Origin of the sequence: Halopseudomonas litoralis, assembly GCF_900105005.1 — a bacterium.
Lineage (GTDB): Bacteria > Pseudomonadota > Gammaproteobacteria > Pseudomonadales > Pseudomonadaceae > Halopseudomonas > Halopseudomonas litoralis.
On the sequence record NZ_LT629748.1, the window covers coordinates 493,439 to 519,138 of the forward strand.

Sequence of the window (25,700 nt, forward strand, 5' to 3'; positions counted from 1 at the left end):
ATCTTGTTTGGCAAACAGAACCTGGAAACACCTGCAGCCATACGCCGGTCAGCGCTGGACCTGCTGGCCCGGCGTGAACACAGCTACACGGAGATGCTGCGCAAGCTGCGTCAGCGTGGGGCTGAGACCGAAATGGCGGAAGTCGAGCTGGACCGGCTGCAGGAAGATGGGTTGCTCAGCGATGAGCGCTTCTGTGAAGCTTATGTCTATTCACGCAGTCAGCGCGGCTATGGCCCTGTTCGGCTGCGCGAAGAGCTGCGCCAGCGCGGTGTAGCGGAGCGGCTGATCGATGATGTACTGCAGGATGCGGCCTGGGATTGGGCGGCATTGGCGCAGACGGCTTTTGCCAAACGCTTTCCCGAAGGTCAGGCCAGAGAACTGAAGGAGCGGGTGAAGCAACAGCGCTTCATGCAATACCGCGGCTTCGGTGGTTATTTCCAGGATAGTTGAACGGAAAGTCTCTCTTCCCCCGCAGCCCGGCGCGCGCCGTCAGGCGGCCAATAGCGGTCATCCATGCTCTAGGTTACACTCCGTGCTCACCTGATTCATTTGCTGAAACAGCTGATGGTGGTTTCGTAGAGCAGTGGAGTAGAAGCCATTATTACGGCAGGGCATAAAGACACCATTTCGGTTTGCCTGGTGCGGGAAGCCCTGTTGGGGTTCACCCGAACCGGGCCGGATGCCGGCTCGCTGTTGCATAGCCTGGGTCTGCCGAACTTGCCGCTGGATGACTCCGGTCAGCGCGTACCGGTTGAACTGTACAGCGAGCTCTGGCTGGGATTGGCCGCAGCCCATGATGATGAGTTCTTCGCCATGGCTGCACGCCCGCTGCGGTTGGGCAGCTTCAATTTCATCTGCCGCTCGGCGATCACCCAGCCGACGGTGGAGAAGGCACTGATCCATATCGTCAACTTTCTCGGGCTGATGCTCGGCAATTTCAGTGGCCGGGTGGTACGCAGCAGAAGTCTGGCGGAAATCGTTCTGCAAGAGGACCAGCAGGAACCGCAGCGGCCCTTCGCTTATTTTACCTATTGGATGATAGTGCACGGCCTGGCCTGCTGGCTGGCCGGTCGGCGCATTCCTCTGCTGGCGGTCGAGCTGCGTTGCGAGGAGCCGGATTATATTCGCGATTATCAGGTCATGTTCTCCGGCAACCTGCGTTTTTCCCGCCCCAGCACCCGTATCATCTTCGCTGCCGAGGCGCTGGACCTGCCGGTGCGCCGGACCCTGGCCGAGGTGCCCGGTTTTCTCGCCGAGGCGCCGGCCAATATTCTGGTGCGCTATCGCGATCCCGCCAGCCTGACCAGCCAGATCCGTCGGCATCTGCGGCAACTTGATCCGGCATCTGCGGCAACTTGATCCGGCGTCGTGGCCAACCAGTGAATCCTTGGCACACTCTCTGTGCATGTCCCCGTCCACCCTGCGCCGCCGATTGGTAGCGGAAGGGCTGCAATATCAGGCGATCAAGGACGGTATCCGTGAGGAGCAGGCCACCCGGTGGCTGGCGGATCCCTTGATCAGTTACGCCGATATCACCGAGTGGCTGGGCCTTGCCGATATCAGTGCCTTCTACAAGGCCTTCCGCAAATGGACCGGGACCAACCCCGGGCATTATCGTCAGTTGATTCTTGGCGACGGCTGAATACCTGCGGCAAAGTGTCCAAAACGGTCAGGCAGGTTGAAGCAATGGAACATTGCCCGCGCTGTCGACGGCGTACCAGAATGCTTGCATGACAACGAGAGCGGGCGATCCACCGCCCCAGCCAGGAGCTTGCATGCAGCTGAACAATAATATCTTCATGATTACCGGTGGTGCCTCGGGCCTGGGCGCAGCGACCGCAGCGTTGCTGGTCGAAGCGGGCGCTCGGGTGGCGTTGATTGATCTCAATGAAAGTGCCTTGCAGCAACGGGTAGCTGAGTTGGGCGAAAATGCCCGGGGCTATGCGGCCGATATCGCCGACGAGCAGCAGGCCGCTGAAGCAATAGCGGCGGCCAGGCGCGATTTCGGCCAGTTGCACGGCTTGATCAACTGCGCCGGTATTGCTCCTGGTGAAAAGATTCTCGGGCGTAACGGTCCGCATGGTCTGGCCAGTTTTGATCGGGCGTTGCGGGTCAATTTGCTGGGCACCTTCAATATGCTGCGATTGGCTGCCGAGGTGATGGCCGAGGGTGAGCCGGACGAGCAGGGCGAACGCGGGGTGATCATCAATACTGCGTCAGTGGCGGCCTATGATGGCCAGATCGGACAGGTTGCCTATGCAGCGTCCAAGGGCGGTGTGGTCAGCATGACCTTGCCGGCGGCGCGGGAACTGGCACGCCATGGCATTCGGGTGATGACCATAGCGCCGGGCATCTTTGAGACGCCCATGATGGCGGGTATGACGCAGCAGGTACGCGACTCACTGGCCAAGGATGTGCCTTTCCCGCCGCGCTTGGGTCTGCCGGAAGAATACGCGGCGCTGGTTCGCCACATCATCGAAAACCCCATGCTCAACGGCGAGGTGATCCGTCTCGACGGCGCGCTGCGCATGGCGGCACGCTGAGGAGGCATACATGCAACAGGATCCGATAGTCATAGTGGCCAGCGCCCGTACGCCCATGGGGGCGCTGCAGGGTGAGTTGGCTGGTGTCCCGTCCCCCGAACTGGGTGCGGCGGCGATCCGCGCGGTCGTTGAGCGCAGTGGTCTGCCGGCCGATGCGGTGGGGGAAGTGCTGATGGGCTGCGTACTGCCCGCCGGCCTGGGTCAAGCGCCGGCGAGGCAGGCGGCATTGGGCGCTGGCCTGGCCAAGTTCACGGTCTGCACCACGCTCAACAAGATGTGCGGTTCGGGCATGCAGGCAGCGATTATCGGGCATGATCGGCTGCTGGCCGGCAGTGTCGATGTGGTGGTGGCCGGTGGGATGGAGAGTATGTCCAACGCGCCTTATCTGCTCGACGGTGCTCGTCAGGGGCTACGCATGGGGCATGGTCGGATGCTCGACCATATGTTTCTCGACGGTCTGGAAGATGCCTATGACAAGGGCCGGTTAATGGGCACTTATGCTGAAGACTGTGCGCAACAACATGGTTTCAGTCGTGAAGAGCAGGATGCCTGGGCCTTGCAGTCGGTGCAGAGGGCACAAGTGGCCATAGAGCAGGGCTTGTTTGCCGAGGAGCTGGCTCCGGTGGTCGCACAGGTTGGTCGCCGCGCGGTGAATGTGCAGGCGGACGAAACCCCGCTCAAAGTTGATCCCAAGCGCATTCCTGGTCTGAAGCCGGCCTTCCGCGAGGGAGGTACGGTCACGGCTGCCAACTCCAGTTCGATTTCCGATGGTGCGGCGGCGCTGCTGCTGATGCGCCAGTCCGAAGCACAGCGCCGCGGACTCAAACCGTTGGCGGCAATTCGTGGGCACGCCGCTTTTGCCGATGAGCCGGGGCTGTTTCCGGTAGCGCCAATCGGGGCCATCCGCAAACTGCAGGAGCGCACTGGCTGGTCGCTGGACGAAGTGGATCTGTTCGAGATCAATGAGGCGTTTGCGGTGGTCAGCATGATCGCGGTGCGCGAGCTGGGGCTGGATCCGCAGCGGGTCAACGTGCACGGCGGCGCCTGCGCTCTGGGGCATCCCATAGGCGCTTCCGGCGCCCGCATTCTGGTCACCCTGCTCGGTGCGCTACGAGCCAGGCAGCTGCGCCGCGGCGTAGCTGCCATCTGTATCGGTGGTGGCGAAGCCACTGCCATGGCCATTGAACTGCTCGACTGAGGAGTTGGCCATGCTGATCAACGATGAGCAACGGGAAATCACCAATGTGGCGCGCCAGTTCGCCCAGGAGCGGTTGCTGCCCTTTGCCGCCGAGTGGGATCGAGAGCATCGCTTTCCCACTGAAGCTCTGGCAGAAATGGGCCAATTGGGCTTTCTCGGCATGCTGGTGCCGGAGCAGTGGGGTGGTTGTGATACCGGCTACCTGACCTATGCCCTTGCGCTGGAAGAGATTGCCGCCGGCGACGGTGCCTGCTCGACCATCATGAGCGTACACAACTCGGTGGGCTGCGCGCCGATTCTGCGTTTTGGCAGTGAGGAGCAGAAGGATCGCTTTCTACCGCCACTGGCTCGGGGCGAACAGATCGGCGGCTTCGCTCTGACCGAGCCGCATGCCGGCTCTGACGCAGGCTCGCTGCGCACCCGTGCCCGGCGCGATGGTGACAGTTATGTGCTGGACGGGGCCAAACAGTTCATTACCTCGGGTCGTGAAGCGGGTACGGTGATCGTGTTTGCGGTAACCGATCCGGACGCCGGCAAACGCGGCATTACGGCGTTTATCGTCCCGACCGACAGCCCCGGTTATGAGGTGGTGCGGGTCGAAGAAAAACTCGGCCAGCACGCATCGGATACCTGTCAGATCGCCTTCGATGGTTTGCGTCTTTCGGCAGCCAACCGTCTGGGCGGGGAAGGAGAGGGATATCGTATCGCCCTGGCGAACCTTGAAGGCGGGCGTATCGGTATCGCCGCCCAGGCAGTGGGTATGGCGCGGGCGGCTTTCGAAGTGGCGCGTGATTACGCGCGTGAGCGCCAGGCGTTCGGCAAGGCACTGACCGAGCATCAGGCGGTGGCATTCCGGCTGGCTGATATGGCTACCCAGATCGCCGTGGCCCGGCAGATGGTGCACCACGCCGCCGCGCTGCGTGATGCTGGCCAGCCGGCACTGGTCGAAGCCTCCATGGCCAAACTGTTCGCCTCGGAAATGGCCGAGAAGGCCTGCTCGGCGGCGATCCAGACCCTGGGCGGTTACGGCTACCTGAAAGACTTTCCTCTGGAGCGCATCTACCGCGACGTGCGAGTGTGCCAGATCTACGAGGGCACCAGTGATATCCAGCGGTTGGTGATCGCGCGCAATCTGGGAGAGCGATAGCTTCCAGTACAGATAATCAAGACGGCAATGGCAAACCGACTGCCGTCATGCGGTTCGATAACAAAAACAAGGAGTAGGACAATGCAGAATTTTCAAACGGGCAGCATGCAGCAGTTTCCTCTGATGATCAGCAGCATCCTGCAACATGCGGCCGTTGCCCACGGTGACCGGGAGATCGTGTCCCGGCAGGTGGATGGTCCACTGTGGCGCTATGACTATGCGGGCATGGCCGATCGGGCTGGTCGTGCGGCGAGCATGATCCAACGGCTGGGTATCAAACCGGGGGGATTTCGTTTCGACCCTGGCCTGGAATACCCATCGTCATTATGAGCTGTTCTTTGCCGTCCCCGGCACCGGTGCGGTCCTGCATACCGGTAATCCACGGCTGTCGGATGAACAGATCGCCTATACCCTCAACCATGCCGGCAGTACTGTGCTGCTGTTCGAACCTAATTTCGCCGATCTGGTGCAGCGTCTGCTGCCGTAACTGACCAACATCCGCCACTTCATCATGCTTACCGGTGGTGATCTGCCGGCGCTGTCTGGTATTGCAGTGCAGGGCTACGAACAGCTGTTGGCTCAGGCGCAACCACTGCAGGATTGGCCGAGTTTCGATGAGAATGCCGGCGCTATTCTCTGCTATACCTCGGGTACCACCGGCAATCCCAAGGGCGTGCTCTACAGCCATCGCTCCATTGTGCTGCACGCCCTGGCGGCCGGGCTGAGCAGCGCCTTCAATTTCTCGGCCTTCGATTGCATCATGCCTTGCTCCTCCCTATACCATGGTACGGCCTGGGGCGTGCCCTTTGCTGCTGCCATCAACGGCTGCAAATTCGTACTGCCTGGCGACAAGATGGATGGTGAGAGCCTGCAGGAGCTGATCCAGGACGAAGGTGTGACCTTCTCAGGAGGCGTGCCAACGATCTGGACCTTGTATCTGGACCATCTGGAAAAGACCGGAGAGGACGCTGGCAGGCTGACCCATCTGGTCATCGGTGGTTCGGCAGTGCCGCGAGCCATGGCCGAGAAGTATCAGAACAAATACGGCGTGGCTGTGCGCCAGCTCTGGGGCATGACCGAAACCAGCCCGCTGGGTGTGGTGGCGACGCCAACACCCAAACTGGCGGAGCTTGGCGAGGATGCGGTCAACGACGTGATCTGGAGTCGCCAGGGCCGTCTGCAATACGGAATCGAACTGAAAGTGGTGGATGACCAGGGCACGCGTCTGCCTGCTGATGGCAATAGCGCTGGCACTTTGATGGTGCGTGGCCCCTGGACGGTGGAGCGGTATTTTCGCAGCGAGACCAGCGCGCTGGATGCCGATGGCTGGTTCGATACCGGGGATATCGCCACCCTGGATGAGAACGGCTTCATGCGTATCACTGATCGCACCAAGGATGTGATCAAGTCCGGCGGCGAATGGGTCAGCTCGATCGATATTGAGAACGCGGCGGTGGCTTGTCCTGGTGTGCGTCTGGCGGCGGTGGTCGGGGTATATCACCCGAAATGGGAAGAGCGGCCACTGCTCGTCATCGAACCGCATGAAGGGGCCGAAGGGACAACCGAGGCCATGCTGCAACACCTGGATGGCAAGATCGTTAAATGGTGGATGCCGGATCAGATGATCATCGATGTGATTCCGCTGACGGCCACCGGCAAGATCGACAAGAAGACCCTGCGTGATCGCTACTACAACTATCTGATTGAACAGGATCGGGTGCTGGCATGAGCCGGACGGAGGTCCCCATGGATGCAACCGAACACAATGGCGGACCTTTGGCCGGTCTGCGGGTGCTGGAGTTTGCCGGTATCGGCCCAGGGCCCCACTGCGCCATGCAGTTGGCGGACATGGGCGCCGATGTGCTGCGCATCGAGCGCCCCGGCGGCAATGGCTGGCCCAATCCGGTGGTCGACCGCGGGCGCACCTGTATAACCCTGGATATCCGTACTGAGGAGGGCCGTCAGCGCTGCCTCGAGCTGGCGCAGCGTGCCGATGTGTTGATCGAGGGCTATCGCCCCGGTGTGATGGAGCGCCTGGGGTTGGGGCCGGACGTCCTGGCCGAACTCAATCCCCGGCTGATCTACGGACGCATGACCGGATGGGGACAGAGTGGCCCGCTGGCCCAGAGCGCCGGGCATGACATCAACTATATAGCGCTGACCGGCGCTCTGGCGGCCATCGGCCCGGCACAGGGGACGGCGGTGCCGCCACTGAACCTGGTGGGCGATTTCGGTGGTGGTTCGATGTTTCTCACTGTGGGCTTTCTGGCTGCGCTGCTGGAGCGCGAGCGATCCGGTCTGGGTCAAACGGTGGATGCCGCGATAGTGGATGGCACTGCCTCGCTGATGTCCTTTTTCAGCGGCTTGTTGCCCAGCGGGCGGATCGACATGCGCCAGGGGCAGAACCTGCTGGGCGGTGCTACGCCCTGGTATCGTTGCTATCGCTGCGCCGACGGACGGCAGATTGCGGTGGGCGCGCTGGAGCCGGCGTTCTATCGGGAATTGGTGCAGCGCAGTGGCGCAGGGGAGATATTGCAACAACAGGCGTCAGACAGTGAAGCTCAGGCCGTCCAGACGGAACAGTGGGTGCAATTATTTGCCCGGCGCAGTCGGGATGAGTGGTGCGCTCTACTGGAAGGCAGTGATGCCTGCTTTGCGCCGGTACTGGAGCTGGAGGAGGCTCGACATCATCCGCATATGGCCGCGCGCGATATCTACCAGGACATCGACGGTGCACTGCACAGCGCGCCAGCGCCGCGCTTTTCCCGGAGTGCATCGGCCATCCGCCCATCAGTAAGCGTCGATCCCGCAGCAGATATCTGGCCTGCCTGAGGTCAGAACGGCCAGAACACTGGGATGAAGATTATCCCCAATACCCAGAAGATCAGGTTCAGCGGCAGCCCTACCTTGATGAAATCGGTGAACTTGTAGCCACCGGCGCTATAAACCATGGTATTGGTCTGGTAACCCACCGGTGTGGCGAAACTGGTGGAGGCGGCGAAGGTTACTGCGATCAGGAAGGGCGTCGCGTCCACGCCGAGCAGATTGGCTGTCGACATCGCGACCGGAGTCAGAATCACCGCTGTTGCCGCATTGCTCATAAGCTCGGTCAGCAACAATGCCATCAGATAGAGCGTCGCCAGCACCACCAGCGGGCCAAAGGAACTGACCAGCCCCAGGGTATTGGCAACGATGAATTCCGCCGCGCCGCTCTGACTCATGGCTACACCCAGTGGCAGCAAGCCGGCCAGCAGGATGATGATGCGCCAGTCGATGGCGTCATAGACTTCGTCCGCCTCAAGACAGCCCGCCAAGGTCATGGCTACTGCGCCGACCAGCGAGGTAATGGCGATTGGCGCCCAGCCGATGGCGGAAATACCGATCACCAGCGCCATGGTGATCAGCGCGAAAGGTGCGCGCCAGCCCATGGGTTTATCCGCATCCCGCTGGCTCAGCACGATGACGCTCTTGTCCTTGCGCAGCGCTTGCATCTCGGTTTCCGGGGTGAGCATCAGCAATACATCACCTACGTTCAGACGCACTTCCTTCAACTGCTTGCGCAGTATCTCGCCGCGCCGGTGAACGGCCAATACGGTAGCGCTGTGCTGCCAGCGTCGATCGAGCATGGCCAGGGAGCTGCCGATCACCCGCGAGCGGGGAGCTATCATCACTTCGGTCAGTACCTGCTGAGTGCCTTCCTCGAGGGTGCGCGCCTTGAGTTTGAACTCGGAGTTGATTTCCAGACCGGTCTGGTTTTTCAGTTCGTCCAGCTTTGACCAGTCGCCACGGGCAATCAGCACGTCACCTTCTTCCAGCGTCTGTGAGCGTGGCGACCAGACTTTTTCCTCGCCGCGCAGCAGTTCCAGGACATACACGCCGAACTCCTCGCCCAGCTTGGCTTCGCCGACCGACGTGCCGATCAACGAGGAGTCGGGCATGACCCGCAGTTCAGTGATGTATTTGCCCAGCTCATACTGCTCGACCAATTCGTTGGTGCGGGTGTCCGGCAGCAGCCAGCGTCCCAGGGTCAGCAGATAGAGGCAGCTGACTCCCAGACAGATCAGGCCCAGCGGGGTGAACTCGAACATGCTGAAGCCCGGGTGGCCCAGATCCTTGGCCATGGCATTGACCAGCAGGTTGGTCGAGGTGCCCACCAGTGTGCATACGCCGGCCACCTGCGACACATAGGACAGCGGGATGAGAGCTTTGGATGCGGACATGCCGATGCTGGCGGCGGCGGTCATGACCAGGGGTATGAATACGGCAACCACGGCGGTGTTATTGACGAAAGGGGCGACGACGGCCAATACGCCAAACAGGATGAGCAGAAACACCATGGGTGACCTGGCCTGCCCCAGCAGGCGCCCGATACCCGACAGCGCGCCGCTGTTCTGCAGCCCGGCCGCAAGAATGAACATCGCTGCCACTGTGATCGTGGCCTGATTGCTGAAGCCGCCCAGTGCCTCGTCGGGGTTGACCAGGCCGAGAATGGCCAGCGCTGACAGTACCAGCAGGGCCACGGCATCGATCCGCAGACGTTCGGTGGCGAACAGGATTATGGCTACGAGTGCGATGCCCAGCACCAGCGCAATTTCTATTGTCATGCCCTATTTTTCCCGGCCCGGATTGTGGATTGTTATGCAGCCGCCAATTCTCGCACGAGTTGGGCAGAGCCAACAAAATATCCGCAGCGGGAACTGTGTCTTGGAATAGGAACAGTAGGCCGGAAACGAAAAAACCGAGCAAATGCTCGGTTTTTCTTGAATTGGTGCCCAGGAGAAGACTCGAACTTCCACGGCCGTGAAGCCACTAGCACCTGAAGCTAGCGTGTCTACCAATTTCACCACCTGGGCGTGTCATTCGATCTTCCGTTGCCGTTACTGCATGGCGCTGGTTGATCATGCCGACAAGGCATCACTGCTTTAACTGAAAAAACCGGACCTGAGTCCGGTTTTCAGAATTGGTGCCCAGGAGAAGACTCGAACTTCCACGGCCGTGAAGCCACTAGCACCTGAAGCTAGCGTGTCTACCAATTTCACCACCTGGGCATGTCATTTGACTTCTCTGCTATGCTGAACCTGTCTAGCCAGCAGTGCAACCGATGTCGTGTTGACGGCGCGAATGATACGCAGCAGGTAAAACCTTGTAAACCCCTGTTTGCCAAAAAAAATATCCAACTTGAAATAAGGTGCAAGAAATCGCGTTTCGCGGTTCAATAGGCGTCTATGACGAAAAAGACCAAACCTCAAGCCTCGGTGCCTGCATCGAGCAAAGTTGCTGACTCTCACTCTGCTGGTTCGGCCAGCTGGACCGAACTGGATCCGGCGGCAAAGCGCGAAGCGGAGAAATACGAAAACCCCATTCCCAGTCGAGAACTGATCCTCAAGTTGTTGGCCGAGCGCGGTGCGCCGGCAACACGGGCACAGTTGCAGCAGGAATTCGGCCTGCACGATGAAGACGGTATAGAAGCACTGCGCCGCCGCCTGCGTGCAATGGAGCGTGATGGCCAGCTTATCTACACTCGCCGAGGTGCCTATGCGCCGGTGGACAAGCTCGACCTGATCAGTGGTCGGGTTCAGGGCCACCGTGACGGCTTCGGCTTCCTGGTGCCTGATGATGGCGGCGAAGACCTGTTTCTCGGGCCGTCGCAAATGCGTATTGCCTTCGATGGCGACCGCGCACTGGGCCGAGTCACCGGCGTTGACCGCCGTGGCCGCAGGGAAGGCGCGATTGTCGAGGTCATCGAGCGTGCCCATGAACTGTTGGTGGGTCGCTATTATGAAGAAGGCGGCATCTGCTACGTGGCTGCCGACAACGCCAAGATCAATCATGAAGTGCTGATCGCGCCTGGCTGCTCCGGCGGCGCTGTGCATGGCCAGTATGTCGAAGTGAAGATCACCCATTGGCCGACCATGAATCGTCAGGCCCAGGGTGAAGTGATAGAAGTGGTCGGCGATTACATGGCGCCCGGTGTGGAAATCGAAGTGGCTCTGCGCAGCTACGATATCCCCAGTGTCTGGCCGCAGGAAGTGCTGGACGAAGCCGCACGCCTGGCTGATCACGTGACCGAGAAGGACAAGCTCAAGCGGGTGGATCTGCGCCACTTGCCGCTGGTCACCATCGATGGCGAAGATGCCCGCGACTTCGACGATGCCGTGTACTGCGAGCCGCGCAAGGCCAGCGGCTGGAGATTGTTCTCCGGTGGCTGGAAATTGTACGTGGCGATTGCCGATGTATCCCATTACGTGCCGCTGGGCTCGGCGCTGGATGCCGAAGCCGAGCTGCGTGGCACCTCGGTGTATTTCCCCAGCGAAGTCATTCCGATGTTGCCGGAGGCCATCTCCAATGGTCTCTGCTCGCTGATGCCGAATGTGGATCGCCTGGCCATGGTTTGTGAAATGACCGTGTCCAAAAGCGGTGAGCTGACCGACTTCCAGTTCTACGAAGCGGTTATCCATTCCCATGCGCGGCTGACCTACAACAAGGTCTCCAGCATGCTGGAGAATCCGCGTAGCCGCGAAGGCAAGGCGTTGAGTGCGGAATACGCTGAGGTGTTGCCGCACCTGAAGAGCCTGTATGACCTGTATCAGGCGCTTGCCAAGGCCCGTCACGGCCGCGGTGCGATCGATTTTGAAACAACTGAGACGCGCATGCTGTTCGGCAAGGATCGCAAGGTTGCCGAAATTCTGCCGACTACGCGCAACGATGCGCACAAGATCATTGAAGAGTGCATGCTGTGCGCCAACGTCGCTACTGCGCGCTTCCTGCAGGAGCTGGACATCCCGGGCCTGTACCGGGTGCATGACGGACCCAAGCCGGAAAAGGTCGAACGGCTGCGTCAGTTTCTTGGTTCCATGGGGCTGTCGCTGACCCGCAAGAAGGGTGATCCGACACCGGAGGATTATGCTGCGGTGCTGGCCAAAGTGCAGGATCGCCCCGATGCACAGTTGATACAGACGGTAATGCTGCGTTCGTTGAGTCAGGCGGTGTATACGCCGCACAACGCCGGACACTTCGGTTTGAACTACGAGGCCTATACGCATTTCACCTCGCCGATCCGTCGTTATCCGGACCTGTTAACGCACAGGGCCATTCGCTCGGTCATCCGTTCACGCAAGAAGACAGATCTGGTGCAGCGTAGCGGTGCAGGGGTACTGCCGAAGGCATCGGTCTATCCCTACGATATGGCGGAACTGGAGCGTCTGGGTCAGCAGTGTTCTCAGAATGAGCGGCGCGCCGACGAGGCTACTCGTGACGTAGCCAGTTGGCTCAAATGCGAGTTCATGAAGGACCGTGTCGGCGAGAACTTCGATGGTCTGGTGACCGCCGTGACCGGTTTCGGTCTGTTCGTCGAGCTGACTGACATCTATGTCGAAGGCCTGGTGCACATCACTGCGCTGCCGGCCGACTACTACAACTTTGATGCGGTACATCATTCGTTGGTGGGCGAGCGGGCCGGGCGGACCTTCCGGCTCGGGGACTCGATCCGCGTGCAGGTGGTGCGGGTGGATCTGGATGAGCGCAAGATCGACTTTGAAATGGCCTCCGACCGGCCCGCAGCCCCGGATGCCAACAACAGTCGAGCAGTGCGTGAGAAACTGCTGAGTGATGCGCGCAAAGCTGGCGAGTCCGGTTCGCGAGCGGGCAAGCCCAAGTCCGGTAAGAGTCGAAGCGCGGGTTCTTCCGCGCCGTCGGCCCGCTCTGGTGCCAAGCGAGGGGCGAGCAGCGAGCGCAAGCCTTCGGACAAGCCGCGGGCGCCGCGCAAACGCAAGGTGGAATGAGCGCAGAACATGAGTGATCTGGAATATATATACGGCCTGCACGCGGTGCAGGCGATGTTGGAACGTGCTCCGCGCCGTGTAAGGAAGTTGAGTGTCCAGCGCGGGCGTCTGGATGCCCGCATGCAGGCGGTTCTGGAGTTGGCGGCCAGTGCTGCGATCGATACAGATCGGGTGCTGCCGGATGATCTTGATCGTCTGGCTGATGGAGGTGTGCATCAAGGTGTGGTTGCCACGGTAACGCCGAGCCAGCTGTGGTCGGAGGAAATGCTCGGGCATATGCTTGACAACCTGGACGGTGCGCCGCTGCTGCTGGTGCTCGACGGGGTCACTGATCCGCACAATCTGGGCGCCTGTCTGCGCAGCGCTGACGCGGCGGGAGCGCAAGCTGTGATCATTCCGCGTGATCGCTCGGCAAGCCTGTCGCCGACGGTGCGCAAGGTGGCCTGCGGCGCCGCCGAAACTGTCCCGCTGGTAGCGGTGACCAACCTGGCCCGTACACTCAAGCAGTTGCAGCAGCGAGGCTTGTGGGTGGTCGGTACCGCAGGTGAGGCGGATCAGCTGTTGTATCAGGTGGACCTGACCGTACCCACGGTGATTGTCATGGGCGCCGAAGGTGCCGGCATGCGCCGGTTGACCCGTGAACATTGCGACTATCTGGCCAAGCTGCCGATGGCCGGGGGCGTCAGCAGCCTGAATGTCTCGGTCGCTGCGGGGGTCTGTCTGTTCGAGGCGGTCCGTCAGCGCAGTATTGCTTCTCCAGGCAAATGAGCAGGGCGGCAGATCATCGATTTGCCACCTGAATCATGCTTTTCCTTGCCACTTCCAGGCCGCTTCCCTAGAATGGCCGCCCCAAACCTGAGTTCTACTCCTTGCCAGACCATTTTGGGTGGCTGGCTATAACCCGTAAGGAGCACAAAATGCGTCATTACGAAATCGTTTTTCTGGTTCACCCGGACCAAAGTGAGCAGGTTAACGCGATGGTTGAGCGTTACACCAAGCTGATCGAAGAAGACGGCGGCAAGATTCACCGCCTGGAAGATTGGGGCCGCCGTCAACTGGCTTACCCGATCGACAAGATCCACAAAGCTCACTACATCATGCTCAACGTCGAGTGCAGCGCCAAGGCACTGGAAGAGCTGAGCGAAAACTTCCGTTACAACGATGCGGTCATTCGTAACATGGTTATCCGCCGTGACGAAGCCGTCACCGAACAGTCCGACATGCTCAAGCCTGAAGACACTGGTCGTGGCGAGCGCCGTGAGCGCCGTGAGCGCAGTGACGACGATACTGATTCCGGTAAAGATGCTGATGACAGCGACGATACCGATTCCGGTAACGACGAGTAAGTTTTCCGGTTCCCATTCCAGTTAGAAAGGAGACGCTGCCATGGCACGTTTTTTCCGTCGCAGAAAGTTCTGCCGTTTTACCGCTGAAGGCGTTAAAGAGATCGATTACAAAGATCTCAACACTCTGAAGGCCTATGTCACCGAAACCGGCAAGATCGTACCCAGCCGTATCACCGGTACAAAAGCCAGATACCAGCGCCAGCTGGCAGTCGCTATCAAGCGCGCCCGCTACCTGGCTCTGCTGCCCTACACCGACAGTCACGGTCGCTGAGCAGCAGCTCAAACCCGTAATCAGGGGATACTGAATCGGTATGCGTGGTCTGGCTGAATACATCATGCGCGGCCGCAAGGAAGCTACTCTTGCAGTAGCGATTGCGGCAGCCATACCACTGCTTTTCTGGTTCAGTGCGGCAGCTCTGGCGCTGGTGATTCTGCGTCGCGGGCTGTCCGAGGCGTTACCGATACTTGTGTGGGGCATGTTGCCTGCATTGGCCTGGTCCTTTCTTGGTGACCTGACGCCTTTGCTGGTCATCCTCGGCAGTGCCGGTCTGGCGGTTGTGCTGCGTCAGCACAACGACTGGGTTCGTGTGGTGTTGCTGGCAGTGCCGCTTGGCGTGGTATACGCCTTGGCGCTGCTGGTGGTACTCGGCGAGCCACTACAGGCCATGGCTGGCGCGTTTCGTGAGATGTTGCCGGAGCTGTTGACCCAGATGGGTCTGCAGCTGGATGAGGCAGGCAAGGCGCAATTGCTCGCCCGTCTCGACGAATTGATGATACCCGTGCTCGGTGGAGTGATGGGAGCCATGCATATGCTGATGGCTCTGGTCAGTCTGATGATTGCACGATCCTGGCAGGCCCGGTTGTACAACCCGGGTGGTTTTCGTCAGGACTTTCATCGGTTGCGCCTGCCAGCGCTGGCCAGTATTGGCCTGTTGGTGCTGGTCATCATGGCGCCGCAATGGCCGCAGCTGGCGATGTTGTCGCCGATAGCGAGTGTGCCGCTGCTGCTGGCCGGGCTGGCGCTGATACACGGCATGGTTGGTATCAGGAAACTGGGTTCGGGGTGGCTGATCGGGACGTATGTATTGCTTGTCCTGTTTGTCCGCTTCGCCTACCCCCTGATTGTGTTTTTGGCATTTGTAGATAGCTTGTTCGACTTTCGCTCACGCATGAGGCCGCCCTCGGGGTCGCCCGGTGATGACGACCCGAACAGCCAAGGTTGAATTCAAAGAGGTCATCGCAATGGAAGTTATCCTGCTCGAAAAGATCGCGAATCTGGGTAACCTGGGCGACAAGGTCGCCGTTAAAGCTGGTTACGCTCGCAATTTCCTGTTGCCATTCGGTAAGGCAACTCCGGCTACCGCCACCAATGTAGAAGCCTTTGAAGCGCGTCGCGCTGAGCTGGAAAAGGTTGCTGCAGAACGCAAGGCTGAAGCCGAAGCCCGTGCAGCCAAGCTGGCTGAACTGACTGTTACTCTCGCCGCCAATGCTGGCGAAGAGGGCAAGCTGTTCGGTTCCATCGGTACTCGCGACATCGCTGATGCCGTGACTGCTGCTGGCGTTGAGCTGGAAAAAAGCGAAGTGCGCCTGCCTGAAGGCCCGCTGCGCACCGTCGGTGAGTTCGACGTGGCTGTGCACCTGCACACCGACGTTGAAGCTACCGTCAAGCTGGTAGTTGTTGCCGGCTGAGGGGAAACCCGCGGACTGCAGAGTCTCTAATCATCCACTCGCGACCTGTGGTCGGGAGCGGGTGATTTGCCCAGGCTCAGCAGTTAGACTTGCCAACACGGCGCTTGTCCTCCGACAGGCGCCGTGTTGTTTTATGTGAAGCCCGCCAATTCAGTATTCGAGTCTGTACCGATGAATGATCAGATCTACGCCGCCCGCCCGGAATTGGACCTGCAGACCACTGCACTGAAGATTCCCCCGCACTCCATCGAAGCCGAGCAGGCTGTACTCGGTGGTGTCATGCTGGAAAATACCGCCTGGGAGCGCGTTGCCGAGCTGGTCAGCGAAACGGATTTCTACCGCCACGATCACCGTCTGATTTTCCGCGCGCTGGTACGGTTGGCCGGGCGCAATCAGCCGTTTGACGTCGTTACTCTGGCCGAGGATCTGGACCGTGAAGGATTGATCGACCAGGTAGGTGGTCTGGCCTACCTGGGCCAATTGGCCAAGAATACGCCATCGGCAGCCAATATCAGTGCCTATGCGCAGATCATCCGCGAGCGCGCGACCATGCGCCAGCTGATCAGTGTCAGTACCGAGATTACCGATACCGCTTTCAACCCCAAGGGCATGCAGCCCAATGAAGTGCTGGACGATGCCGAGCGGAAGATTTTCGCGATTGCCGAGAGCCGCCCCAAGACCGGGGGGCCGGAGCCGGTCAATACGCTGCTGACCAAGGCCATCGACCGTATCGACACGCTGTTCAACAGCGAAGGTTCGATCACTGGCTTGTCCACCGGCTTTACTGATCTCGATGGTATGACCTCCGGTCTGCAACCGGCGGATCTGGTTATCGTCGCGGGTCGTCCGTCCATGGGCAAGACCACCTTCGCCATGAACCTGGTGGAAAATGCGGTGATGAACAGCGACAAGGCAGTGCTGGTGTTCTCGTTGGAGATGCCAGGTGAATCGCTGATCATGCGTATGCTGTCGTCGCTGGGTCGAATCGATCAGACCAAGGTCCGCTCCGGTCGCCTGGATGATGAAGATTGGCCGCGGCTGACCTCGGCGGTGAACCTGCTGAACGACCGTAAACTGTTCATTGATGATACTGCCGGTTTGTCCCCCATGGAGATGCGTGCACGGGCGCGGCGGGTGGTGCGTGAGCACGGCGATCTGGGCTTGATCATGATCGACTACCTGCAGCTGATGCGCATCGGTGGTGCCTCGTCGGAAAACCGGACCAACGAGATTTCCGAGATTTCCCGCTCGCTCAAGGCGCTGGCCAAGGAGTTCAACGTCCCGGTCGTCGCGCTGTCGCAGCTCAACCGCTCGCTGGAGCAACGCCCGAACAAGCGTCCGATCAACTCGGACCTGCGTGAATCGGGCGCCATTGAGCAGGATGCCGATGTCATCATGTTTGTCTACCGGGATGAGGTCTATCACCCCGACACCCAGGACAAGGGTATCGCCGAGCTGATCATCGGCAAGCAGCGTAACGGCCCGATCGGCACCTGCCGGATGGCCTTCATTGGTAAATACACCCGATTTGAAAACCTCGCACCCGGTTCATACCAGGGTTACGGGGAGGAGTAGGTAATGGCCCTCAGTATGCCGGCGGCAAGACCGCTGTTCGATCATCCCCGTTATTGGGCCGAGTGCTTCGGACCGGCACCTTTTCTGCCGATGAGCCGAGCGGAAATGGACCAGCTTGGCTGGGACAGCTGCGACATCATCATCGTCACCGGCGACTCCTATGTGGATCATCCATCCTTCGGCATGGCCATCATCGGCCGTCTGCTCGAGGCGCAGGGTTTCCGGGTCGGCATGATCAGCCAGCCGGACTGGCGCAGCAAGGATGACTTCATGCAGCTGGGCAAGCCGAACCTATTCTTCGGAGTCGCTGCCGGCAACATGGATTCGATGATCAACCGTTATACGGCTGATCGCAAGATCCGCTCCGACGATGCCTATACCGCGGGCGGCAAGGCCGGCAAACGTCCTGACCGAGCCAGTCTGTCCTATTGCCAGCGCTGCCGCGAGGCCTACAAGGATGTGCCGGTGGTTCTCGGGGGCATCGAGGCATCGCTGCGACGCATTGCCCATTACGACTACTGGCAGGACAAGGTCCGTCCATCACTGCTGATCAATACCAAGGCCGACATCCTGATCTACGGCAATGCCGAGCGGGCCGTGGTCGAAGTAGCCCACCGTCTGAGCCGGGGCGAAAGCGTCACCAGCATGACGGACATTCGTGGCACGGCATTCATCCGCAAGGACACTCCGGAAAGCTGGTTCGAACTGGACTCCTCCCGGGTCGACCGCCCCGGTCGCGTCGACAAGATCATCAATCCCTACGTCAATACCCAGGATACGGCCGCCTGTGCGGTCGAGCAGGGCAAGGGCGAAGGGGCCGAGGCTGCGGCTGATTCCGAGGTGCAGGTGGTCGAATTGCTGCATCATCCGCGTCTGGAGCGCGACCGTACGGTGATCCGCCTGCCATCCTACGAGAAGGTGCGCAATGATCCGGTACTCTACGCTCACGCCAACCGCGTGCTGCATCTGGAGACCAATCCCGGCAACGCCCGCGCGCTGGTGCAGCGCCACGGCGAGCGCGATGTCTGGTTCAATCCGCCGCCGATTCCGCTGAGCACCGAAGAAATGGACTACGTATTCGGGCTGCCGTTTGCACGGATTCCGCATCCGGCCTACGGCGATGCGAAGATTCCCGCCTACGACATGATCCGCTTCTCGGTGAACATCATGCGCGGCTGCTTCGGCGGTTGTACCTTCTGCTCGATCACCGAGCACGAAGGGCGCATCATCCAGAGCCGCTCGCACGAGTCGATTCTCAACGAGATCGAGGAGATCCGCGACAAGGTACCGGGCTATACCGGGACCATTTCCGATCTCGGTGGGCCGACCGCCAACATGTACCGGCTGGCCTGCAAGAGCCCGGAGATCGAGGCATCCTGCCGCAAGCCGTCCTGCGTCTGGCCGGGGGTATGCGATAACCTGAATACCGATCATTCATCGTTGGTCGGGCTCTACCGCAAGGCGCGCGAGCTGCCCGGTGTCAAACGTATCCTGATCGCCTCGGGACTGCGCTACGACCTCGCAGTGCGTTCGCCGGAATACGTCAAGGAGCTGGTGACCCATCACGTCGGGGGTTATCTGAAAATCGCTCCTGAGCACACCGAAGACGGCCCACTGTCGAAGATGATGAAGCCGGGCATCGGCAGCTACGACGCCTTCAAGAAGATGTTCGAGAAATTCAGCCGCGAGGCGGGCAAGGAGCAATACCTGATCCCGTACTTCATTGCTGCCCACCCTGGCACCACCGATGAAGACATGATGAATCTGGCACTCTGGCTCAAGCGCAGTGGCTTGCGCGCGGATCAGGTACAGGCGTTCTACCCATCGCCCATGGCCACCGCCACGGCCATGTATCACTCGGGTAAGAACCCGCTGCGTAAGGTGGGTTACAAGACCGAGGACGTGGGCATCGTCAAGGGTGAGAAGCAACGCCGGCTGCACAAGGCCTTCCTGCGTTACCACGATGCGAACAACTGGCCGATGCTGCGCGAGGCGCTCAAGGACATGGGTCGTAGCGATCTGATCGGGAACAGCAAGCAACATCTGATACCGACCTTCCAGCCAGCGATCGATGGTTACCAGACCGCACGCAACAAGCAGTCCACGCAGGCTGGCAGCAAGAAGGGCGGGCGCATACTGACTCAGCATACCGGGTTGCCGCCGCGCGAAACTGGCGCGGGCAAAAGCAAGCGACGTGGCCCGGGAAATCGTGCGCCGAGTTGATTGCGACTATGGCGCCCATTGGAGAATCTCAATGGGCGCCGGCTTCACCGGCGCACAATACCGGCAGTTCATCAGGAGAGCTGCCATGTCGATCACAACCCTAGCCAACCCTGTTGGCCAACTATGCTGCGGCTACCACCGGGGCAGCGCTACATACCCAGAATCATTCAGGGCTTGAGTTGGCGTGAGGACCCGGCGCTCGATGCGCCATCCAGTAATCCAATACCGCTTTCAGTTGCGCCAGTTCAATCGGCTTGGCCATGTGCCCGTTCATGCCGGCGCGACGCGCCCGCTCGCGATGTTCCGGGAGGATGTGTGCGGTCAGGGCAATGATGGGTAGCGGGGCGAAGGCGTTCTGCTGTTCCCACTGGCGAATCTGCTCGGTCGCGGTGAAGCCGTCCATTTCGTGCATTTCGCAGTCCATCAACACCAGATCGTAATGCCCCTGCCGGACTGCCTGTACCGCCTTCTTGCCATTTTCCACCGCATCACAGGCGATATTCAGCTTCGACAACATGCCTTGAATTACCCGTGTGGACACCTCATTGTCTTCAGCGACCAGCACGAGAAAACCTGTGTCGTCCCGTTCGCTTTCCGGTTTTTCGTGGGGTACGGCGACGCTGACCCGCTCGCTGCGCTGCAGCCATTCATCGATCAGGGTCGCCCGCAGGATATAGCCGGAGACCGGCTTGTTGAGCACGCGATGAATCCCTGCATTGCGTGCGACGATGCGGCTGGGCAACTGATTCAGACCGGTCAACATGATAATCAGCAGATCATCCCCGATCAGCGGGTCATCCTTGATCTTGCTTGCCAGTTCCAGGCCGGTCATGCCGGGCATGGACTGATCCACCAGCAGAATGTCGCAGGGGCTGTCCAGGTTGGCCTGAGCACGCAGGATGGCCAGCGCTTCGCGGCCGCTGGATGCGGTGCGGGCTGACATTTGCCAGGCGCTTGCCTGTTGCTGCAGCACCTTGCGGCAGGTGGCGTTGTCGTCAACGATGAGAATGCTGCGGTCGATCAGACAGCGCCCCCGCTGGGCCTGATCATCGGCATCGGCAGGGCTTTCGATGAACTCTGCCGGCACTGTCACCCATACGGTCGTTCCCGACCCGGACGTTCCGGGCATCGGTACGCCGGAGGCGGGGGTGCCCAGAAGACCAGTCGCGCCGTCCTTGACCCCCAATTGCCCACCCATCATGTGGATCAAGTGCTGGGAGATATAGAGTGACAATTGGCCCTGACTTTCCAGCATCTCCAGAAGGCGCTCGTTCGGTGCAGACCGATCGAGCAGACTGTCGCGTGCGGCGGCGCCCATGCCATGCCCGGTATCCTGAATCGCCAGGCGCAGCAGCGGTGTGTCGGGTTGCTGATTCTCCAACGCTACAGCCAGCAGAATTTCACCTTCATCGGTATTCAGCATGGCATTGTTCAGCAAGCTCATGATGACCTGCCGCAACCTGACAGGGTCGCCTTTCATCAGTCGCGGCACATCCGGATGGACGAAGCTGATGAGTTCGATTGGCTGGCTGCCCAATCGGTTGCGATGGCTCTCCAGACAATCGTTGATCAGTGCATGCAGATCGAATCGCTGGCTATCCAAAGCCAATTGGCCGGATTCCAGCCGTGATATATCCAGCACATCGTTGATCAGACCCAGCAGGTCATTGCCCGAACCGTGAATGGTCTGGACATAATCCCGTTGTTTGGCGGACAGGGCTGTATCCAGCAGTAGTTCAGACATGCCCAGCACGCCATTCATCGGAGTACGGATTTCATGACTGATATGCGCGAGGAATTCAGCGCGGGCACTGCGCTGGGCCAGTACGGCTGATTGCTCATGATGCTGTTTTATACGTCTGAGCACGTTGCGCTGTACCCGCCGATACAGGCTCCACGTATAGCAGACCATGGCTGCCCACAGCAGCAGATCGACCAGGTGTCTGGTCAGGTTGTGTGGTGGCAGGCCAAGTATCTGTTCCAGTAGCCAGCTGCCGATCAGCAACAGGGTTCCGCAGAGAAACAGAGGGTCGATAAATTCGCGCCGGTACAGCATTACCGCACTCAACAGCACAACGGTGAGCGGCAGACCGATACGGACCATGGACAGTATCGCTTCCAGCCAACCGGGCTGGGCGACGCTGAAAAGCAGCAACAGAGCCCCAACCAGCAGAATCGCGATACGTTCGCTGCGATCACCTGTCGTGCCGGGTACCGGATACAGGCCGTGCAGGGTCGCGGCAAGCACGACAAAGCCGGCGAGACTCATCAGGATGCCGGTACGGCCATGCAGGAAGGCCCAGTTGTGCAATGCCCAGCCGATACCGCTGAGGCTACTGAATCCGAACAGCAGAGCGCTGATGGCCATCAGCAGATGCAGGGGGTCTTTGCGCAGCAGGCCCTGCAGCAGGCAGTTGAGGGCCAGTCCGAACAGCAGTCCGACTAACATGCCCTGCAGGGCCTGATGTCGGGTATGGATGCGAGTGGCCTCATTCAGTGAAACCAGACTGATGTGGGTGCTGATCGGATAGTCATTCTGCAAGCGCACCAGCAGTGTCTGATCCGGGTTGGCGTTGACGTTCACCGGAAAGGCGAAACCCTCATGGGGCAGGGGTACAATGGTGCGGGGATCGGCGGTGCCGCCGGAATAGCTTGAGCGCAACACTCCGGCTCTGAGCAGATATACATTGATGCGGGCAATGGTCGGGTTATGCAGCTCAAGCAAATAGGTGGCCTGATGCTCCACGGGGACCTGTACCCACAGCGCGGCGGCTCCACCCGGCAGTTTCACCGGGCCTGGGGCGCTGGGAACGAACAGATTAGCGTAGCGATTGGAGAGGATGTCATTCAACGCCAGCTGGCCGCTGGTGTCGACAAAGCTCTGATAACCCGTGGTTGGCGCAGCGCCATCGGCGAAGACATTACCGATCAGCAGGCAGAGGCCCACCAGACTGCCGAATAACAACCTGAGAGTCTGCTTCAATTTATCTGTCCTGTCCTTGGGCATGTGCGGTTATTCTGCTGAGGCCTGGCGCCTGGCGCAAGGCTGGCCCGTTGACATTGGCGGGGGACCGCTGCGGTGCCCGCCAACCATGCTCCGTGGCTGGCGGGCGAGGTCTCAACTTTCCCGTTCGATGGCGCGATAGCCGATGTCCGAGCGGTAGAAGCAGCCGTCCCAGCTGATTTTCCGGGCCAGATCATAAGCGCCTTGCTGAGCCGCCTTGACGCTGTCACCCAGTGCGGTAGCGCACAGCACGCGACCCCCTTGGGTAACCACCTGGCCATCCTTCAATACGGTGCCGGCATGAAATACCTTGCCGTCGGTCGCAACGGCCTGAGCCAGGCCCTCGATCGGGCTGCCCTTGGCATAGTCGCCGGGGTAACCGCCAGCCGCCAGTACCACACCCAGGCTGGGACGTGGATCCCAACGGGCGTCCGCACTATCCAGTTTGCCGTCGAGCGCGGCCTCGACCAGCTCCACCAGACTGCTCTGCAGGCGCAGCATGATCGGCTGCGTCTCTGGATCGCCGAAGCGGCAGTTGAACTCGATCACCTTGGGCTTGCCTGCCTTGTCGATCATCAGCCCGGCATACAGAAAGCCGGTGTAGACATTGCCTTCGTCGGCCATGCCCCGTACGGTCGGCCAGATGACCTCATCCATCACGCGCTGATGCACCGCGTCGGTCACTACCGGAGCGGGGGAGTAGGCGCCCATGCCACCGGTGTTCGGGCCGGTATCACCGTCGCCCACCCGCTTGTGATCCTGGCTGGTTGCCATTGGCAGCACGTTCTCGCCATCGACCATGACGATGAAGCTGGCTTCCTCGCCATCCAGAAATTCTTCGATGACCACTCGCGAGCCGGCATCGCCGAAGGCGTTGCCGGCCAGCATGTCATGCACTGCCGCTTCGGCCTCGGCCAGTGTCATGGCAACGATGACGCCCTTGCCAGCGGCCAGACCGTCAGCCTTGATAACGATAGGCGCGCCTTTTTCGCGCAGGTAGGCCAGCGCGGGCTCGATTTCAGTGAAGTTGGCGTAATCGGCCGTGGGAATCGCATGGCGCGCCAGAAAATCCTTGGTAAAGGCCTTGGATCCTTCCAGCTGCGCGGCGCCAGCGGTGGGGCCGTAGCACTTCAGGCCACGCTCGCGGAACAGATCCACCACACCGGCCACCAGCGGCGCTTCCGGGCCAACGATAGTCAATGCGACATTGGCTGCGGCGAATTCAGCCAGCTTGTCCAGTTCCAGTACATCGATGGCAAGATTCTCGCACTTGGCCTCGATGGCGGTACCGGCGTTGCCGGGGGCAACGAAGACCTTCTCGACGCGCTCGTCCTGCGCCACTTTCCACGCCAGCGCATGCTCACGCCCGCCACTGCCGATAATCAAAACATTCATTCTGTATACCTCAAAATTGCATTTGGGGTTTTCGCTAGCAACTCGAAACAAGGTCGCGATCAAGCTGGAAGATGCAAGGCGCCCGGGGCTTCGACAAGCGCAGTTGCCTGATGGCAATGAGCATTGGCGAAGTCACGGGCAACGCAGCAGATGCCGGCTTCAGCGCGGCCGTAACCCTACTCAGTGGCGGAAGTGGCGCATGCCGGTAAACACCATGGCGATATTCGCTTCATCGGCTGCATCAATCACTTCCTGATCACGCATGGAGCCACCCGGTTGAATCACCGCGCGAATGCCGACCTTGGCAGCATTGTCGATGCCGTCACGGAACGGGAAGAAGGCGTCGGATGCCATGACCGCGCCTTCGACCGGCAGACCGGCGTGCTCGGCCTTGATGGCAGCGATGCGGGCGGAGTTGACGCGGCTCATCTGGCCGGCACCGACACCGATGGTCTGGCGGTTGCTGGCATAGACGATGGCGTTGGATTTAACGAACTTGGCCACTTTCCAGGCAAAGATCAGATCGTGAATTTCCTTCTCGGTGGGCGCGCGCCTGGTCACTACCTTGAGGTCGGCTTCGGTGATCATGCCGGTATCCCGGCTCTGCACCAGGAGCCCGCCATTGACGCGCTTGTAATCCAGATCCTGGATGCGCTCGGCTGACCACTGGCCGCATTCGAGCAGGCGCACATTGGCCTTGGCAGCAATCACCTCACGGGCCTCGGCGCTGACGCTGGGGGCGATGATCACTTCAACGAACTGACGTTCGACGATGGCCTTGGCGGTGTCGGCATCCAGCTCGCGGTTGAAGGCGATGATGCCGCCGAAGGCCGACTCGCTGTCGGTAGCAAAGGCCAGCTCATAGGCTTTGCGAATACCGCCCTCGTTCTCCGGAACAACGGCCACACCGCAGGGGTTGGCGTGCTTGACGATGACGCAGGCGGGCTTGCTGAAGCTTTTCACGCATTCCAGTGCGGCGTCGGTATCGGCAACGTTGTTATAGGACAATTCCTTGCCCTGCAGCTGGGTAGCGGTGGCGATGCAGGCCTCGGCCGGTGCGGCTTCCCGATAGAAAGCGGCGGCCTGGTGCGGGTTTTCCCCGTAGCGCATGTCCTGGGTCTTGATGAATTGGCTGTTGAAGGTGCGCGGGAAAGCGGCGCGGTTTTCGGTGCCGAGCGTGTCGCGGCTCTGGTCGATGGTACCCAGGTAGTTGGCAATCATGCCGTCATAGGCGGCGGTATGTTCGAAAGCCTTGAGTGCCAGATCAAAGCGCTGGGCGTAACTCAGGCCACCCTGCTTGAGGCTGTCCAGCAGGCTGTCGTAATCACCGGCATTGACCACGATGGCGACGTCCTTGTGGTTCTTGGCTGCCGAGCGGACCATGGTCGGGCCGCCGATGTCGATATTCTCGATGGCATCGGGCAGGGTGCAACCGGGCTTGGCCACAGTCGCAGCGAAAGGATAGAGGTTGACCACCACCATGTCGATCGGCTGGATGCCATGTTCGGCCATGACCGCGCCGTCCAGATCACGACGGCCGAGGATGCCGCCATGGATCTTCGGATGCAGCGTTTTTACCCGGCCATCCATCATTTCCGGGAAGCCGGTATAGTCCGCGACTTCCACTGCATTGATAGCGTTTTCCCGCAGCAGCTTGTAGGTGCCACCGGTGGACAGAATTTCCACGCCCAGCGCGCTGAGTTCACGGGCGAAGTCGACAATACCGGTTTTGTCTGAAACGCTGATCAGCGCGCGACGTAACGGCAGGCGGGTGGTTTGGTCGGTCATTTTGCTTCCAG

17 protein-coding genes, 2 tRNA genes and 2 pseudogenes are annotated in these 25,700 nt (G+C 60.3%); 15 read left to right on the top strand and 6 right to left on the bottom strand.

All coding sequences use genetic code 11. From position 1 onward, the window contains the following. The first annotated feature begins 3 nt into the window (after positions 1 to 3). The 7 genes and pseudogenes from BLU11_RS02505 (at position 4) to BLU11_RS02535 (ending at position 7,720) form a co-directional block, all read left to right on the top strand. Complete coding sequence (locus BLU11_RS02505) at positions 4 to 450, top strand: regulatory protein RecX (protein WP_231702259.1); 447 nt, start codon at positions 4 to 6, stop codon at positions 448 to 450. 147 nt (positions 451 to 597) lie between these two features. Next, positions 598 to 1,642 (top strand): annotated as a pseudogene (locus BLU11_RS02510) (AraC family transcriptional regulator). Between the two features lie 133 nt (positions 1,643 to 1,775). Beyond that, entirely contained in the window at positions 1,776 to 2,543 is a 768-nt protein-coding gene (locus BLU11_RS02515) for a 3-hydroxyacyl-CoA dehydrogenase (protein WP_090271901.1), read from the top strand. Positions 2,544 to 2,553: 10 nt separating this feature from the next. Beyond that, positions 2,554 to 3,741 (top strand): acetyl-CoA C-acyltransferase, encoded by a 1,188-nt coding sequence (locus BLU11_RS02520; protein WP_090271902.1) that lies wholly within the window; start codon positions 2,554 to 2,556, stop codon positions 3,739 to 3,741. A 10-nt stretch (positions 3,742 to 3,751) separates the two neighbouring features. Then, positions 3,752 to 4,888 (top strand): acyl-CoA dehydrogenase, encoded by a 1,137-nt coding sequence (locus BLU11_RS02525; RefSeq protein WP_090271903.1) that lies wholly within the window; start codon positions 3,752 to 3,754, stop codon positions 4,886 to 4,888. A gap of 105 nt (positions 4,889 to 4,993) precedes the next feature. Continuing rightward, a pseudogene (locus BLU11_RS02530) lies at positions 4,994 to 6,617 on the top strand (long-chain fatty acid--CoA ligase). Positions 6,618 to 6,634: 17 nt separating this feature from the next. After that, entirely contained in the window at positions 6,635 to 7,720 is a 1,086-nt protein-coding gene (locus BLU11_RS02535; RefSeq protein WP_090271904.1) for a CaiB/BaiF CoA transferase family protein, read from the top strand. Positions 7,721 to 7,722: 2 nt separating this feature from the next. On the opposite strand, the gene BLU11_RS02540 is transcribed toward BLU11_RS02535, so the two are convergent. From BLU11_RS02540 to BLU11_RS02550, 3 genes are all read right to left on the bottom strand, one after another. Continuing rightward, the gene (locus BLU11_RS02540; protein ID WP_090271905.1) at positions 7,723 to 9,492 is read right to left on the bottom strand and encodes an SLC13 family permease; all 1,770 of its coding nucleotides are present in this window, start codon (positions 9,490 to 9,492) and stop codon (positions 7,723 to 7,725) included. 162 nt (positions 9,493 to 9,654) lie between these two features. Then, positions 9,655 to 9,741 (bottom strand) — tRNA-Leu (locus tag BLU11_RS02545). A gap of 108 nt (positions 9,742 to 9,849) precedes the next feature. Further along, positions 9,850 to 9,936 (bottom strand) — tRNA-Leu (locus BLU11_RS02550). Positions 9,937 to 10,113: 177 nt separating this feature from the next. On the opposite strand from BLU11_RS02550, the gene rnr reads away from it, so the two are divergent. The 8 genes from rnr to BLU11_RS02590 all read left to right on the top strand — a co-directional run bounded on the left by rnr (position 10,114) and on the right by BLU11_RS02590 (position 19,502). Then, the gene (gene rnr, locus BLU11_RS02555) at positions 10,114 to 12,669 is read left to right on the top strand and encodes a ribonuclease R (RefSeq protein ID WP_090271906.1); all 2,556 of its coding nucleotides are present in this window, start codon (positions 10,114 to 10,116) and stop codon (positions 12,667 to 12,669) included. A 9-nt stretch (positions 12,670 to 12,678) separates the two neighbouring features. Then, entirely contained in the window at positions 12,679 to 13,437 is a 759-nt protein-coding gene (gene rlmB / locus BLU11_RS02560) for a 23S rRNA (guanosine(2251)-2'-O)-methyltransferase RlmB (RefSeq protein WP_090271907.1), read from the top strand. Between the two features lie 149 nt (positions 13,438 to 13,586). Next, positions 13,587 to 14,015, top strand: a complete 429-nt coding sequence (gene rpsF, locus BLU11_RS02565) for a 30S ribosomal protein S6 (protein WP_090271908.1) — start codon at positions 13,587 to 13,589, stop codon at positions 14,013 to 14,015. Positions 14,016 to 14,055: 40 nt separating this feature from the next. Continuing rightward, the gene (gene rpsR, locus BLU11_RS02570; RefSeq protein WP_090271909.1) at positions 14,056 to 14,286 is read left to right on the top strand and encodes a 30S ribosomal protein S18; all 231 of its coding nucleotides are present in this window, start codon (positions 14,056 to 14,058) and stop codon (positions 14,284 to 14,286) included. A gap of 40 nt (positions 14,287 to 14,326) precedes the next feature. Further along, positions 14,327 to 15,238, top strand: coding sequence for a YybS family protein (locus BLU11_RS02575; RefSeq protein ID WP_090271910.1), 912 nt, complete (start codon positions 14,327 to 14,329; stop codon positions 15,236 to 15,238). 19 nt (positions 15,239 to 15,257) lie between these two features. Continuing rightward, on the top strand, positions 15,258 to 15,704 hold the full coding sequence (gene rplI, locus BLU11_RS02580) for a 50S ribosomal protein L9 (RefSeq protein ID WP_090276172.1): 447 nt from the start codon (positions 15,258 to 15,260) through the stop codon (positions 15,702 to 15,704). Between the two features lie 171 nt (positions 15,705 to 15,875). Next, positions 15,876 to 17,279, top strand: coding sequence for a replicative DNA helicase (gene dnaB, locus BLU11_RS02585; RefSeq protein ID WP_090276174.1), 1,404 nt, complete (start codon positions 15,876 to 15,878; stop codon positions 17,277 to 17,279). Between the two features lie 15 nt (positions 17,280 to 17,294). After that, entirely contained in the window at positions 17,295 to 19,502 is a 2,208-nt protein-coding gene (locus BLU11_RS02590; RefSeq protein WP_090276176.1) for a YgiQ family radical SAM protein, read from the top strand. A gap of 163 nt (positions 19,503 to 19,665) precedes the next feature. Here the strand turns inward: BLU11_RS02590 and BLU11_RS02595 are convergent, their stop codons facing one another. The 3 genes from BLU11_RS02595 to purH all read right to left on the bottom strand — a co-directional run bounded on the left by BLU11_RS02595 (position 19,666) and on the right by purH (position 25,689). Then, complete coding sequence (locus BLU11_RS02595; RefSeq protein ID WP_172828660.1) at positions 19,666 to 22,485, bottom strand: response regulator; 2,820 nt, start codon at positions 22,483 to 22,485, stop codon at positions 19,666 to 19,668. Positions 22,486 to 22,620: 135 nt separating this feature from the next. Then, positions 22,621 to 23,901: a phosphoribosylamine--glycine ligase gene (gene purD / locus BLU11_RS02600; protein WP_090271912.1), complete on the bottom strand. Its 1,281-nt coding sequence runs from the start codon at positions 23,899 to 23,901 to the stop codon at positions 22,621 to 22,623. A gap of 180 nt (positions 23,902 to 24,081) precedes the next feature. Continuing rightward, complete coding sequence (purH, locus tag BLU11_RS02605; RefSeq protein ID WP_090271913.1) at positions 24,082 to 25,689, bottom strand: bifunctional phosphoribosylaminoimidazolecarboxamide formyltransferase/IMP cyclohydrolase; 1,608 nt, start codon at positions 25,687 to 25,689, stop codon at positions 24,082 to 24,084. Between the last annotated feature and the right edge of the window lie 11 nt (positions 25,690 to 25,700).